Consider the following 360-nt stretch of genomic DNA (forward strand, 5'->3'; position numbering starts at 1 on the left):
ATTTGCTAACTATTGCTGACAAATACTCACATTTAATCTAGGTGACACAACTGATGTATGTGGTGATGATGTCGGGATTTGGCTGTAGAATAGCATCATGCTACTAGGATTTAAGACACAACTAAAACTCAAGCGAAAACAACGACTACTACTAGCACAACACGCCGGAGTAGCCAGACATGCTTGGAATCAAGGTTTAGCATTGTGTCAGCAACTACTCCAACATAACAAGTACGGGCGAACGGCCGTTCGCCCCTACCAAGACCAAATCAAATTCCCCACAGCCATAGATTTACATAAATGGTTAGTAGCATCAATTAAATCTACTCATCCTTGGTACTATCAAGTATCGAAATGCGC

Annotated in this window: 1 protein-coding gene; it reads left to right on the forward strand. The window is 41.7% G+C overall.

The window, feature by feature from the left end; translation table 11 throughout:
* Positions 1-97: 97 nt before the first annotated feature.
* The coding region (locus A3775_RS14760) for a helix-turn-helix domain-containing protein (protein ID WP_156481645.1) at positions 98-360 on the forward strand (263 nt) is incomplete at its 3' end.

It is taken from the genome of Anabaena sp. 4-3, assembly GCF_001597745.1.
Classification (GTDB): Bacteria; Cyanobacteriota; Cyanobacteriia; order Cyanobacteriales; family Nostocaceae; genus Trichormus.